The following is a 13,267-nucleotide window of genomic DNA, read 5'->3' on the forward strand; positions in this document are numbered from 1 at the left end:
CCGGCAAGGAGCGACGTGTGCGCCGCTGGGAGCACGAGGAGATCCTTGAGCGGCTGCACGCCAGGCTGGAGAGGAAACCCAAGCAGATGACGGTGCGGCGACGCACCGTTGAACACGTGTTCGGCACGTTGAAGCACTGGATGGGATCAACCCACTTCCTGACCCGAGGACTCGCCAATGTGAGCACCGAGATGAGCCTGCAGGTGCTCGCTTACAACCTCAAGCGAGTGCTGAGCATCTTGGGTATGCCCAAAACGATGAAAGCGATGCGTCTCTTGGGGGCATGAGCCCGTTTGGACGCTTCAGAGCTCCGCGAAGACGCCAAACCGGCCCACATAGGCTCCCAGGCATCTCTAGCCTACCTGTATGAACTTGCCGCCGTTCGGCGGCCTTCGGTCATCGATCAGCGCAAGGGCCGGAGTGTTTCCACACAGCCTCGGCCGGAAGCAGACAATAGCGACAGCCTCAATTTCATGATGCGCCGCCGCCCCCTCCTCCTCGCCCTCCCCGCCTTGGGCCTGGCCGCGCCCTCCCTCGCCCTGCCGCCCCAGCAACTGCAATTTCCACGCGACCACGGCGCCCATCCCACCATGCGCACCGAGTGGTGGTACATCACGGGGCATGCCAGCAGCGGCGACCGTGAGTTCGGTTTCCAGCTGACCTTTTTTCGCAGCCGGGTCGATGCCACGCAGGGCATGGCATCGCAGTTCGCCGCCAGGCAACTGGTGTTCGCGCACGCGGCCATCACCGACCTGCAGGGCGGCAAGCTCTGGCACGACCAGCGCATCGCGCGTGAGGGCTTCGACATCGCCCTGGCCGCCGAGGGCGACACGCGGCTGCGGCTGCGCGACTGGTCACTGCAGCGGCTGGCCAATGGCAGCTACCGCGCGCGCCTGCCCGCAGCCGACTTCAGCCTGGACCTGCTGTGCGCACCGACGCAGGCGCTGCTGCTGCAAGGCGACAAGGGCTTGTCACGCAAGGGCCCGGACGCGAAGCAGGCCAGCTATTACTACAGCCAGCCGCAGCTGGCCACCAGCGGCAGCATCCGCTTGCAGGGCCGCGACTTTGCCATCCAGGGCAAGGCCTGGCTGGACCACGAATGGAGCGACGAGGTGCTGCACCCGCAGGCCGTGGGCTGGGACTGGCTCGGCATGAACCTCGACGATGGCAGCGCGCTCACCGCCTTCCGCCTGCGCCGGCGCGATGGCAGTACGCTGTGGGACGGCGGCTCGTTCCGCTCGCCCAAGGGCGGCAGCCTCTATGTCTTCAGCCCCGGCGAGGCGGTCTTCCGGCCGCAGCGGCGCTGGAAGAGCCCTTTGTCTCAGGCCAGCTACCCGGTCGAATGGATGGTGCGCACACCGGCCGACTACTACACGGTCAAGGCCGTGCTGGACAACCAGGAGCTGGACAGCCGCAGCTCCACCGGCGCGATCTACTGGGAAGGCCTGAGCGAGCTGTTCGACAGCAATGGCCGCAAAGTCGGCCGCGGCTATCTGGAGATGACCGGCTACGCACAGGCACTGCGCCTATGAGCCGGTCACAACGCTCTCAGGCTCAGGGCCGGGCCGGGATGTTCAGGCCGCGCACCACCGCCGGCCGGGCGACGAAAGCGTCGAGCACGCGCTGCACATTCTTGAACTCGCCAAAACCCACCAAATCGCCGGCGCCATAGAAACCGATCAGGTTGCGCACCCAGGGAAAGGTGGCGATGTCGGCAATGCTGTAGTCCTTGCCCATGATCCACTTGCGGCCTTCCAGGTGCTTGTCCAGCACGCCCAGCAGGCGCTTGGATTCGGCCACGTAACGGTCACGCGGGCGCTTGTCCTCGTAGTCCTTGCCGGCGAACTTGTGGAAGAAACCCAGCTGGCCGAACATGGGGCCGATGCCGCCCATCTGGAACATCAGCCACTGCAGCGTCTCGTAGCGGCCGGCGTCGCTCTTGGGCATGAAGCGGCCCGACTTGCCCGCCAGGTAGACCAGGATGGCGCCCGACTCGAACAACGCCAGCGGCTTGCCGCCGGGGCCCTTGGGGTCGAGGATGGCCGGGATCTTGTTGTTGGGGCTGAGCGACAGGAACTCCGGCGTCATCTGGTCGTTCTTGCCGAAGTCCACCAGGTGCGCCTCGTAGGGCAGGCCGGTCTCTTCCAGCATGATGGAGACCTTCACGCCGTTGGGCGTGGGCAGCGAGTAAAGCTGGATGCGCTCGGGATGCTGGGCCGGCCACTTGGCCGTGATGGGGAATTTGGAGAGCTTGGTCATTGCGTGCTTCTTGGAAGGGAGCCGCAATATAAACAGGCCCGGGAATTCCTGCACGGCGCCCCCTAGAATGGGCTGTCGTTTCCCCAGGTTCCCGATGTTCAAAGCCTCCTCGTTCTTCCGCATCTCCCCCGATTTCGTCCTCCCTCCCCTCGACGCCCTCGAAGCAGCCCTGCAGGCCGCGCGCTTCCTGCCTTGCGGGCCGACCCAGCCTGATTCCCTGGGCTGGGTGCCGCCGCGCGGCAACAAGAGCACCGTGCTGGCCGAGAGCGTGGCCGGCCACCTGATCCTCAAGCTGTGCACCGAGCGGCGCGCGCTGCCAGCCTCAGCTGTCAAGGCCGCGGTCGACGAGCGCATCGAGAAATACAAGCAGGAGACCGGCCACGAGCGCGTTGGCGGCAAGATCAAGAAGGCCTTCAAGGAAGAAGTCGTGCAGGACCTGCTGCCGCGCGCCTTCACCAAGAAATCCAGCACCCTGCTGTGGCTGGACCCGGTGAATCGCTTCCTGGTGGTCGATGCCGGCAGCCTGTCGGGCGCCGACAAGGTGGTGACGGCCCTGGTCGAAGCGCTGAGCGAAGTGCCCGGCTCGCATCCCTCGATCGGCCTGAAGCCGGTGCAGACCCAGATGACAGCCAGCGCCTGCATGTCGCACTGGCTGTCCACCCGCGAAGCGCCGTACAACTTCACGGTGGACCAGGACTGCGAGCTCAAGACGCCCGACGAACAGAAATCCACCGTGCGCTACTCGCGCCACACGCTGGAGATCGACGAGGTGGCCCAGCACATCGCCCAAGGCAAGCTGCCCACACAGCTGGCCCTGACCTGGAACGAGCGCGTCTCCTTCGTGCTGACCGAGAGCGCCCAGGTGCGCAAGATCAAGCTGCTGGACGTGGTGATGGACGGCGCGCAGGACAAGGGCAAGGACGACGACGGCTTCGATGCCGACGCCGCCATTCTCACCGGCGAGCTGTCGGGGCTGATCCCGGACCTGCTGGAGGCACTCGGCGGCGAGATGGACGAAGCCGCCCCGCTGGCCGCGGCACCGGCACCGGCCACCGCAGAAGAAGCCGACGCGCCCTTCTAGGGCTTTGGCTGGCGGGCCGCCTCATACGGCGGCTTGCCGCTGGTGCCGACCATCAACTGGTTGATCACCCCCATCACGTCGTCGACCAGCAGCACGGCGCGCTCCATCGCCAGCGCCTGCTCCAGCGACTGCACGCAGCCCTTGAGGCTGACCAGGCGGCGCTCTCCCAGCGCCCACACGCTGGTGTCGCCAAAGCGCCCGTCCTGGCGCAGGTACAGCTGCACGCGCGGAATGATCTCCTTGTCGTACTGGTAGGAGTCGGGCAATCGGCAGCGGCCGGCCCGGTAGCAGCTGCCGCCGTGCTGTGAGCGCACATGGGCCGCGGCGCGCAGTTCCTCTGGTGTCATGGAAGGCGGCTCGGGCGTGGGGCAACCGGCCAGGGCCGAGGTCACCTGGACAAAAGGATCACCGAAATAGTCCTGCCGCTGCTGCGCGGCGCACAATGCCGGCAGCGCCAGAACAAGGCCCAAAAGAATTCTCATGTCAATGCCCTTGACCGCTGGGTAGGACAAAGGTCCCATTCCGCCGCCCAGCCCCAGCCGCTAAGGTCGATCAATCGCATGCTGCCTGAAAGGAGCGCCCATGAAAAGACTGCTGCCCCCCCTGATGCTGGCGGGCGCCTTGCTGGCACCGGCCTGCTTCGCACAAAGCACCCCCGCCGCCGCACCGGCGCCCGACAGCGCCATGCAGGTCCTGCGCGACAAGCTCATGGCCGACAAGAAACAGGTGGTTTCGGCCAACCTGGACCTGACGCCGGCCGAGGCCACTGCCTTCTGGCCGCTCTACGAGGCCTACCAGAAGGACCTGCAACGTGCCAACAGCCAGCTGGCGACCGTCGTCGCCAACTATGCCAAGGAATTCAACGCCAACACCCTGACCGACGAGAAGGCCACCCGTATCCTCAAGGAAGCGGGCGCGGCCGACGAACTCTCCTTGCAGCTGCGCAAGGCCATGGCCGCCCGCCTGGTCCCGGTGCTGCCGGGCCGCAAGCTGGCGCGCTACCTGCAGATCGAAAACAAAATTCACGCCGTGGTGATGTATGAAATTGCTGCCCAAGTTCCGCTGGCTCCCTGAGCCCCGTTCGGCCCTGCTGGCCACCACCACCACCGCACTGGCGCTGGCCTGGGGCAGTCCTGCCCTGGCCCAGCAGCCCGAAGAGCCGGTGCCGCTGACCGCGCAGGAAAAGCAGGCCGAGCAGGAGGCCCGCCTGAAGCTGGCCACCGACGGCCTGGAGCGGCTCTACAAGCTGCAGCCCGAGGTGCGCGCCGCGCTGGAAAAAGCCCCGGGCTACGCGGTGTTCGACGTGTCGTCGATCTACGCCATCTTCCTGGTCGGGCAAAAGGGCAAGGGCGTGCTGTTCGACAACACGACCAAGAAGCCGGTCTTCATGACCAGTGCACGCGCCGGCACCGGCCCGGGTGTGGGCAAGCAGCGCGTCTACCAGATCTTCGTTTTCAAGAGCAAGGGCGCGATGGACCAATTCATCCTGGCCGGCGACGCGGGCGCCGACATCGGCGCCTCGGTCAGCGCGGGCCAGGGGGGCATGGTGCGCTCCTTCAACCCGTACATTGACATCTACCAGGTGCCCGAATCCGGCATGGCTTTGCAGGCAAGCTGGGGCGGGACCGTGTACACCGTCGACCAGCAGCTGAAGTAGCGCGCAAGGCAGCGTGGTGCAGGCCCGGCGCATTGCCTTCTGGCCGCTCCTGGTCCTGGCCGCGCTGCTGGCCGGCTGCGCCAGCTTGCCGGCGCCCCTGCAGCAGATACCCAGCACAGCCCTGAGCGACACCGGCGCCACGCGCCTGGGCCGGGCCACCGCACCGGCAGCGGCCGCCCACCCGGGCAAGACCGGTGCCTATGCGCTGCCGGACGGCCGCGAGGCCTTTGCGGCGCGCTACCTCCTGGCCCAGACCGCCGAGCGCAGCCTGGACCTGCAGTACTACATCTGGCGCAGCGACACCAGCGGCGGCCTGATGGCGCAGGCGGTGCTGGAGGCTGCCGACCGCGGTGTGCGCGTGCGGCTGCTGCTGGACGACGTCAACACCGGTGGGTTCGACACCACGCTGGCCACGCTGGAAGCCCATCCCAACATCGAGGTGCGGCTGTTCAATCCCTTCGCCAGTCGCAACTGGCGCGCCGCTGCCTACCTGACCGACTTCTCGCGCCTGAACCGGCGCATGCACAACAAGTCCTTCACCGCGGACAACCAGGTCAGCGTGGTCGGCGGGCGCAACATCGGCGACGAATACATGGGCATCGAGGTGCCGGTGGAGTTCACCGACCTGGACGTGGTGCTGGCCGGCGCGGTGGTGCCGGAAATCTCCGCCTCCTTCGACGCCTACTGGAACAGCCCCTCGGCCTATCCCGCCGCCAGCCTGCTGCCGGCGGCCAGTCCCGACGAGATCGCCGCGGTGCGCAGCGCCTGGGACGGCCTTCGCGCCAGTCCCCTGGCCGCAGCCTACCTCGCCACCGTGCACGAGATGCAACTGGTGCGCAACGCGGCTGCCGGCACGGTGCCGCTCGAATGGGTGCCAGCCCGCCTGGTCCACGACGACCCGGCCAAGGTGCTGCACCCGCCCGAACGCAAGGAGACCCACATGCTGCCGCATCTGGAAGCGGCGCTGGGCGTGCCGCAGCGCGAACTGATCCTGGTCTCGCCCTACTTCGTGCCCGGCAAGCAGGGCGCGCAGGCGCTGGTGGACATGGCCGCGCGCGGAGTGAATGTCACGGTGCTGACCAATTCGCTGGCAGCGACCGACGTCGGCCCGGTCTATGCGGGCTACGTGAAGTACCGCAGCGAGCTGCTGCGCGCCGGCGTTCGGCTGTATGAACTCAAGCGCGGCTCCCTGCCAATGGGCGAACAGGACAAGCCACGCGAACGGCATGGCATCGGTGGCAGCACCGGCGGCAGTTCCGGCGCCAGCCTGCACGCAAAGACCTTCGGGGTGGACCGCAGCCGTGTCTACGTCGGCTCCCTCAACCTGGACCCGCGCTCGATCCGCCTGAACACCGAGATGGGCGTGGTGCTGGAGAGCCCTGCCCTGGCCGGCCGGCTGGCCAGGGTGGTCGAGGCCGAGGTCCCGGCCAATGCCTACGAGCTGCGCCTGGCGCCCAACGGCAGCGTGGTCTGGATCGAGCGCACAGGCGCCGGCGAGATCACCCACAACCGAACGCCGGAGACCGGCGTGATGCGCCTGCTGGGCGTCGGCTTGATGATGCTGCTGCCCATCGAGTGGCTGCTCTGAGCGGCTGCGCTCGGAGCAGCCTCAGTGCGCCCCTGCCGCCGCATCGGCGGCGCCCGCACCGGCCTTCTGCGGCTTTGTCAGCCAGACCATGCCGATCAGCAGGATGAAGATCACCGCCGAGGCATAGAAGATGTCGTTGGCCGCCAGCGTGAAGGCCTGCTGGTCGACCATGCGGTTGATCTGCGCCAGGGCCTGCTCCGCCGTCAGGCCCGAGGCCTGCAGGCCGGCCAGCGTTGACTGGGTGGCGCTGCTGCCCAGGTTGACCGCGTCGGCCAGCTGCGTGTGGTGCAGGGCCGCGCGGCTCTCCCACAGCGTGGTCGAGATCGAGGTGCCCATGGCGCCGGCCGTGATCCGCACGAAGTTGGTCAGGCCCGAAGCGGCCGGCATGCGTTCGGGCGTCAGGCCCGACATGGTGATGGTCATCAACGGGATGAAGAAGAAGGCCATGGCCACGCCCTGGATCACGGTGGGGACCAGGATGGTACCGAAGTCGGCCTGGGTGCTGAAGTGCGAGCGCATCCACAGCACCAGGCCGAACACGATGAAGGCGAAGGTCGCGTATTTGCGCGGATCCACCTTGCCCACGGTCTTGCCCACCAGCGGTGAGAGCACCAGGGCCATCAGACCGACCGGCGCCATGATCATGCCGGCGTCGGTGGCGGTGTAGCCCATGAACTGCTGCAGCCACAGCGGCAGCAGCACCACGTTGCCGAAGAACAGGCCGTAGGCGATGGAGGTGGCCAGCGTGCCGGCCCAGAAGTTGCGCCGCGCAAACAGGCGCAGTTCCACCACCGGGTGCTTGTCGGTCAGCTCCCAGATCACGAAGAAGGCAAAACCCACGGCGGCGACCACGGCCAGCGCGATGATCAGCGGCGAGTGGAACCAGTCGTGTTCCTTGCCCAGGTCCAGCATGATCTGCAGCGCGGCGATCCAGACCACCAGCAGGGTCAGGCCCACCGTGTCGATGGGCAGCTTGCGAATGGTGCTCTCGCGCTTGCGGTACAGCGCCCACGAGGCCAGGGCGGCGGCGATGCCCACCGGGATGTTGATGTAGAAGATCCAGGGCCAGGAAATGTTGTCGGTGATCCAGCCGCCCAGCAGCGGCCCCATCACCGGCGCCACCAGGGTGGTCATGGCCCACATCGCCATGGCCAGCCCGGCCAGTGCACGTGGATAGCTTGCCAGCAGCAGCGACTGCGACAGCGGGATCATGGGGCCGGCGACAAAGCCCTGCAGCGCGCGAAAGCCGATCAGCGTGGGCATGTTGGGCGCCAGGCCGCACAGCCAGGAGGCAATGACGAAGAGCACGACGCTGGCGACGAACAGGCGCACCTGGCCAAAGCGCTGCGACAGCCAGCCCGAGAGCGGCACGGCGATGGCGTTGGCCACGGCGAAGCTGGTGATGACCCAGGTGCCCTGGTTGGGGCTGACGCCCAGGTCGCCGGCGATGGCAGGCAGCGAGACGTTGGCGATCGAGGTGTCCAGCACGTTCATGAACGTGGCGGCGGACAGCGCGATCGTGCCCCAGGTGCGCGCAGAGCCTTCCAGCGGCTGGTGCGCGACGGGCGCGGCGGGACCGGCCATCTCAGTTCAGGCCATTGGCCGCGGGGGCGGCGGCGAGCGTGGGCGCCGGGGCGGCGGAAGCGCGCGCCGGCGGTGCGACCACCGGGGCGCGGCCGCGACCCAGGTTGGCGCTGATGACGCGGCGCACTTCGGCATCGGCACCGGCGTCCTGCGGCTTGAGGATCTGCGCCGATTGCGCGGCGGTGCTGGGCGCGTCGGCCAGGGTCTTGCCGTCCTGCTGGCTGACGTCGACCTCGGCGTCCATGGACAGGCCCACGCGCAGCGGGTTTTTCGCCACTTCATCAGCGTCCAGGACAACGCGCACGGGCACGCGCTGCACCACCTTGATCCAGTTGCCGGTGGCGTTTTGCGCCGGCAGCAACGAGAAGGCCGCGCCGGTGCCGGCGCCCAGGCCGGCGACCGTGCCCTTGTATTCGACCTTCTTGCCGTACAGATCGGCCGTCAGCTTGACCGGCTGGCCCAGGCGGATCTTGCGCAGCTGCACTTCCTTGAAGTTGGCGTCGACCCAGACCTGCTTGAGCGGGATGATGGACATCATGGGTGTGCCGGCAGCCACGCGCTGGCCCAACTGCACGGTGCGCTTGGCGACGTAGCCGTCCACCGGTGCGGTCAGCGCGACGCGCTGCGTCGCCAGGTAGGCCTCGCGCACCTTGGCGGCGGCGGCCAGCACGGCGGGGTGCTGTTCGACGGTCGTGCCTTCGGTCTGCGACTGGTTGGCGGCCAGCTGCTCGTTGGCGGCCAGCACACCGGCTTGCGCAGCGGACAAGGCACTCTTGGCGTTGGCCAGCTGGGTCTGCGTGTGGCTCAGTTCCTCCTTGGAGACGGCGCCGTTACCAGCCAGCGACTGGCGGCGGTTCAGGTCGTCGTTGGCGCGGGCGACCTCGCTTTGCGCCTTGATCACGTCGGTCTGGTGTAGTGCAACCTGGGCGGCCAGCGAGCCGTTGTTGGCGTACAGGGTGCGCACCTGGCGCACGGTCTGGGCGAGGTTGGCCTCGGCCTGGTCCAGCGCCACCTTGGCGTCGGCGGGGTCGAGCTTGACCAGCGGCTGGCCGGCCTTCACGAAGTCGGTGTCGTCGGCCAGGATGGCCATGACGGTGCCGCCGATTTGCGGCGTGATCTGGATGACGTTGCCCTGCACGTAGGCGTTGTCGGTGGACTCGTAGTGGCTGGCGACCAGCCATTCGTAGCTGCCCCAGCCCAGGCCGGCGATGGCGACCACGCTGGCCAGCAGGGTGAGCGCCTTCTTGCGCTTGGGATTGCCGGCAGCGGCGGCGTTGGGGGCGAGAGCTTCAGTCATGGCGTTTCCTGTCGGTGTTTCTTGCGTGTTTTATTTCTGGGCGGCGGTGACGGTGTCGGGCGTGTAGCCCCCGCCGACCGCGCGAATGAGTCCAACCTGGCTGTCCAGGTTGCGTGCCGCCAGGTCGACCGCCAGGCGGCGCTGGGCCAGCACCGCGTTCTCGGCGGCGAGCACGTTCAGGTAGTTGCCCAGGCCGGCCTTGTAACGCTGGATGGAGATGTCGTAGGCGGCCTCGGCGGCGTCCTGCGCCAGCCGCTGCTGCGCCTGCTGGCGCGCCACGGATTGGCTGGAAGCGAGCTGGTCGGCGACGTCGCGCACCGCATCGATCACGGCGGCGTTGTAGCTCTCCACCGCGGCGTCGTAGTCGGAGGTCTTGCCGCGCAGGTTGGCACGCAGGCGGCCGCCCTCGAAGATGGGCAGGCGGATGGCCGGGCCAATGCCCCACTCGCTGCTGTTGGAGTCGAGCAGCCGGCCCAGGCCGATGGTCGACAGGCCGGCAAAGGCCACCAGGTTGATGTTGGGATAGAACTGCGCCTTGGCGTTCTTGATGTCGTAGCCCGCGGCCTCGACGCGCCAGCGGGCTGCGGCGATGTCGGCGCGCTGGCCCAGCAGGTCGGCCGGCAGCACGGCCGGTGCGCCAAGCAGCTTGAGCGAGGCCAGCGTCACCGGCGTGATCGCGATGCCAGGCTGGCCGACCAGGGCGGCCAGCGCGTTCTTCGACAGGCTGGCGGCCTCGTTCAAAGCCTCGACCTGCTGGCGTGCCTCGGGGAGGCTGCCTTCGCTTTGCTTGAGCTCCAGCCGGGTGTCCAGGCCGGCATCAACACGGTCGCGCACCAGACGCAGCTGCTCTTCGCGTTGGGCCAGGGTGCGCGTGGCCACGGCCAGCTGGTCGTTGATGCGGGCCAGCTGGCCGTAGTTGCGCACCACGTTGCTGGCCAGCAGGATGCGGGCGGCATCGACGTCGGCCTGCGCGGCGCGGGCCGTGCCCAGGGCCCCGTCCAGCGCTGCCTGGTACTTGCCGAAGAAGTCCAGCTCCCAGCTGGCGCTCAGGCGCAGCGTGCCGTTCTCGCTGATGGTGCCGGCCAGGGGCTTGGGCACCAGACCGTTCTCGGTGTAGAGCTGGCGGGTGGCGTCCAGCGAGGCGTTGACCTGGGGCAGCTTGGCCGAGTTGGCCACTTCGGTGACCGCCTGGGCCCGGGCCAGGCGGGCCTGGGCAATGCGCAGATTGGGGTTGCCGGCGATGGCCTGGTCGACCAGGCGATTGAGCTGGGCATCGCCCATGGCGCGCCACCACTGGGCGTCGACCTGGGACGCCTGCGGCGCCGTGCCGGTCAGGCCCAGCGAGGCCGCGTCGCGCTGCTGCGCCTGCGGCTGAATGCCCGACATGTCGGCGCAGCCCGCCAGGGCCAGCGCCAGCACCAGCGCGGTGGGCGCGAACAGTTTCTTGGAACTCATGTTTCTTATCTTTCGGACTGGATGGCCTGCGCATTGCCCAGGATGCGGCGCAGCAGGCTCTTCAATGTTTGCCATTCCTCGCGCGTGAAACCTGCGAGGTGGGCGTTCTGCACGCCGCACAGGACGACAGGGATGCGCTTGGCCGCGGCCTTGCCCTCGGGCGTGAGCTCGAGGTTGACCACGCGCCGGTCTTCGCTGGAGCGCAGGCGCTTGACCAGGCCCTTGGCCTCCATCCTGTCCAGCAAACGCGTCATGGCACCGGCGTCGAGATTGCAATCGCGCGCCAGTTCGGCCACCGTGCTGGCCGAGCCCACGTAGAGCTTGAACAAGGGCACCCATTGGGCGTTGGTCAGACCGGTGGGAAGCAGATCGCGCTCGACCTCCGCCGACACCATGGTCAGGATGCGCCGCATCAGGTAGCCGACGCTTTCGTCCGGCTTGTAATGGGCCGGGTCGTAGAACTCGGCGGGCACTGGGGTGGGGGTAACCATGGTCGCCATATTAGTTGCCTAGGCATTTATTGTCAAGGCTGTCTTTGCACAGACAACATTACACTTGCCGCCATGGCCTCCTCCCCCACCCAGCCCGCCCAGGGCTCGCCCCGCTCTCTGTCCGGCCTGCTGCCCTTTTTGCGGCCCTACCGTGGGCGCATCGCCCTGGCCGGCCTCTTCCTGGTGCTGGCGGCGGTGGCCACCCTGGCCTTCCCGGTCGCCCTGCGCGGCCTGATCGACGGCGGGCTCTCGGCCGCCGACAAGGGCACGCAGCTGCTGGCGCTGCGCGGCAATTTCCTGGAGCTGTTCGCGGTGGCGGTGGCGCTGGGCCTGTTCTCGGCAGCGCGCTTTTACATGGTCAGCTGGCTGGGCGAGCGGGTGACGGCCGACCTGCGCAACGCGGTCTACGCCCATGTGCTGGAGCAGAGCCCGGAATTCTTCGAGACCACCCAGACCGGCGAGGTGCTGTCGCGCCTGACCACCGACACCACCCTGGTGCAGACCGTGGTCGGCTCGTCCTTGAGCATGGGCCTGCGCAACGCCGTGATGGGCGTGGGCGCGCTGGCCATGCTGGTGTGGACCAACCCCTATGTGATGACCCAGGTGCTGGCCATCCTGGTCGTGGTGGTGCTGCCCAGCGCCTGGTTCGGCCGGCGCGTGCGCAAGCTCTCGCGCGCCAGCCAGGACCGGGTTGCCGACTCCAGCGCCATCGCAGCCGAAGTGCTCAATGCCATCCCGGTGGTGCAAAGCTACACGGCCGAGGCACGCGAGGCGGCACGCTTTGACGCATCGACGGCAAATGCCTTCGGCACGGCAGTGCGCCGCAGCCGGGCCCGTGCGGTGCTGATCGCCTTCATCATCATCACCACCAGCGCGGCCCTGCTCTGGGGCCTGTACCAGGGCACGCAAGCCGTGCTGGCCGGCAGCATCACGGCCGGCCACCTGGGCCAGACCGTTGTCTACGTCATCATCCTGGCCGGCGCGGTGGCGGTGCTGGGCGAGGTCTATGGCGACCTGCTGCGCGCCGCCGGCGCCACCGAGCGGTTGATGGAGCTGCTGGATGCCCGCTCTCCCGTGGTTTCACCATTGAATCCGGCTGCAGCGCCCGTCCAGAGCGCTGGAAGCGCTATTGAATTCGTAGCAGCCGGTTTCCACTACCCGTCCCGGCCAATGGCCCCGGCGCTGAAGGACTTCAGCCTGGCGGTGCAGCCGGGCGAGACGGTGGCCCTCGTCGGGCCCAGCGGCGCCGGCAAGACCACGGTGTTCCAGCTGCTGCTGCGCTTTTATGACCCGCAGCAGGGCAGCATCCTGCTCGATGGCGTGGCCACGCGCGATCTCTCGCTGCAGGACCTGCGAGCGCGCATCGGCATCGTGCCGCAGGAGGCGGTGGTCTTCTCGGCCAGCGCGATGGAGAACATCCGCTACGGCAAGCCCGGCGCCAGCGACGACGAGGTGGTTGCCGCCGCTCGCGCAGCCTTCGCCCACGACTTCCTCACCGCCCTGCCCGAGGGCTACAACACCTTCCTGGGTGAGCGCGGCGTGCGCCTGTCGGGCGGTCAGCGCCAGCGCATCGCGATTGCCCGCGCCATGCTGAAGAACCCGCCCCTGCTGCTGCTGGATGAAGCCACCAGCGCGCTGGACGCGGAGAGCGAACGCATGGTCCAGGCCGCGCTGGAGTCGGCCATGCAGGGCCGCACCACACTGGTCATCGCCCACCGCCTGGCCACGGTGCAGCAGGCCGACCGCATCATCGTGCTGGACCACGGCCGCATCGTTGAACAGGGCACGCACGACGAGCTGGTGGCGGCCAACGGCACCTACGCCAGGTTGGCGGCGCTGCAATTCATGGATTGAT

At 68.0% G+C, this 13,267-nt stretch carries 13 protein-coding genes; 7 read left to right on the plus strand and 6 right to left on the minus strand.

What is annotated here, in order from left to right; all coding sequences use genetic code 11:
* The coding region (locus Q0632_RS00025; protein WP_298923044.1) for a transposase at positions 1 to 287 on the plus strand (287 nt) is incomplete at its 5' end.
* A gap of 186 nt (positions 288 to 473) precedes the next feature.
* Positions 474 to 1,532 (plus strand): carotenoid 1,2-hydratase, encoded by a 1,059-nt coding sequence (locus Q0632_RS00030; RefSeq protein ID WP_298923046.1) that lies wholly within the window; start codon positions 474 to 476, stop codon positions 1,530 to 1,532.
* Between the two features lie 22 nt (positions 1,533 to 1,554).
* Here Q0632_RS00030 and Q0632_RS00035 read toward each other — a convergent pair whose 3' ends face one another.
* Positions 1,555 to 2,259 carry a glutathione S-transferase N-terminal domain-containing protein gene (locus tag Q0632_RS00035; protein WP_298923048.1) on the minus strand — a complete coding sequence of 235 codons (705 nt, stop codon included), beginning with the start codon at positions 2,257 to 2,259 and terminating at the stop codon, positions 1,555 to 1,557.
* Positions 2,260 to 2,353: 94 nt separating this feature from the next.
* Between Q0632_RS00035 and Q0632_RS00040 the strand changes: the two genes are divergently transcribed.
* Positions 2,354 to 3,340, plus strand: coding sequence for a recombination-associated protein RdgC (locus tag Q0632_RS00040; RefSeq protein ID WP_298923050.1), 987 nt, complete (start codon positions 2,354 to 2,356; stop codon positions 3,338 to 3,340).
* Here the strand turns inward: Q0632_RS00040 and Q0632_RS00045 are convergent.
* A complete protein-coding gene (locus Q0632_RS00045) occupies positions 3,337 to 3,822 on the minus strand; it encodes a BON domain-containing protein (protein ID WP_298923053.1) in 486 nt (161 codons plus the stop codon). The two genes, Q0632_RS00040 and Q0632_RS00045, sit on opposite strands and share 4 nt — an antisense overlap.
* A gap of 100 nt (positions 3,823 to 3,922) precedes the next feature.
* Between Q0632_RS00045 and Q0632_RS00050 the strand changes: the two genes are divergently transcribed.
* The 3 genes from Q0632_RS00050 to Q0632_RS00060 are packed head-to-tail and all read left to right on the plus strand — an operon-like array spanning position 3,923 to position 6,585.
* Positions 3,923 to 4,414, plus strand: a complete 492-nt coding sequence (locus Q0632_RS00050; RefSeq protein ID WP_298923055.1) for a hypothetical protein — start codon at positions 3,923 to 3,925, stop codon at positions 4,412 to 4,414.
* A complete protein-coding gene (locus Q0632_RS00055; RefSeq protein ID WP_298923057.1) occupies positions 4,380 to 4,997 on the plus strand; it encodes a hypothetical protein in 618 nt (205 codons plus the stop codon). The genes Q0632_RS00050 and Q0632_RS00055 overlap by 35 nt, the downstream gene beginning before the upstream one ends.
* A 13-nt stretch (positions 4,998 to 5,010) precedes the next feature.
* Positions 5,011 to 6,585, plus strand: a complete 1,575-nt coding sequence (locus Q0632_RS00060; RefSeq protein ID WP_298923059.1) for a phospholipase D family protein — start codon at positions 5,011 to 5,013, stop codon at positions 6,583 to 6,585.
* A gap of 21 nt (positions 6,586 to 6,606) precedes the next feature.
* Here Q0632_RS00060 and Q0632_RS00065 read toward each other — a convergent pair whose 3' ends face one another.
* From Q0632_RS00065 to Q0632_RS00080, 4 genes are read right to left on the minus strand one after another with little or no spacing between them, the layout of a single operon-like run.
* Positions 6,607 to 8,169 (minus strand): DHA2 family efflux MFS transporter permease subunit, encoded by a 1,563-nt coding sequence (locus Q0632_RS00065; RefSeq protein WP_298923061.1) that lies wholly within the window; start codon positions 8,167 to 8,169, stop codon positions 6,607 to 6,609.
* Position 8,170: 1 nt separating this feature from the next.
* Positions 8,171 to 9,466, minus strand: a complete 1,296-nt coding sequence (locus Q0632_RS00070) for an efflux RND transporter periplasmic adaptor subunit (RefSeq protein ID WP_298923063.1) — start codon at positions 9,464 to 9,466, stop codon at positions 8,171 to 8,173.
* 30 nt (positions 9,467 to 9,496) lie between these two features.
* Entirely contained in the window at positions 9,497 to 10,921 is a 1,425-nt protein-coding gene (locus tag Q0632_RS00075; RefSeq protein ID WP_298923065.1) for an efflux transporter outer membrane subunit, read from the minus strand.
* 5 nt (positions 10,922 to 10,926) lie between these two features.
* Positions 10,927 to 11,412: a MarR family winged helix-turn-helix transcriptional regulator gene (locus Q0632_RS00080; protein WP_298923067.1), complete on the minus strand. Its 486-nt coding sequence runs from the start codon at positions 11,410 to 11,412 to the stop codon at positions 10,927 to 10,929.
* Between the two features lie 72 nt (positions 11,413 to 11,484).
* On the opposite strand from Q0632_RS00080, the gene Q0632_RS00085 reads away from it, so the two are divergent.
* Entirely contained in the window at positions 11,485 to 13,266 is a 1,782-nt protein-coding gene (locus Q0632_RS00085) for an ABC transporter transmembrane domain-containing protein (RefSeq protein WP_298923069.1), read from the plus strand.
* The last annotated feature ends 1 nt before the right edge of the window (position 13,267 follow it).

Origin of the sequence: uncultured Ramlibacter sp., from assembly GCF_936925435.1 — a bacterium.
Taxonomy (GTDB): Bacteria; Pseudomonadota; Gammaproteobacteria; order Burkholderiales; family Burkholderiaceae_C; genus Ramlibacter.